Here is a 221-nt window from a genome sequence, read left to right as displayed (position 1 = left end):
AAAATCTCTGCTGTACCCTTTAAACCAAAAGCTAACTTCGAATTATCAAAATTCAAAGTATACGAGAAATCTAACATAAAACTCGTATTGGTTTGTGGCCCTATTGCGTCATAGAACAACGAGTACCCCAAACCTACGTTTCGCAAACGCTCCTGAGGAGCATGATAACTAATCCCTCCACTGCGAGGAGCTCCATCCAAACCAATCCACTGTGCTCGGAA

Annotated in this window: 1 protein-coding gene; it reads right to left on the bottom strand. The window is 42.5% G+C overall.

What is annotated here, in order from left to right:
- A partial coding sequence (locus CCAND38_RS03420; protein WP_042343891.1) for a type IX secretion system membrane protein PorP/SprF occupies nt 1-221 on the bottom strand: 221 nt, incomplete at both ends.

The sequence above is a fragment of the Capnocytophaga canis genome (assembly GCF_000827555.1).
GTDB classification, from domain to species: domain Bacteria; phylum Bacteroidota; class Bacteroidia; order Flavobacteriales; family Flavobacteriaceae; genus Capnocytophaga; species Capnocytophaga canis.
The sequence above is the reverse complement of the archived record's forward strand: the minus strand, read 5'-3'. Positions and strand labels throughout refer to the sequence as shown.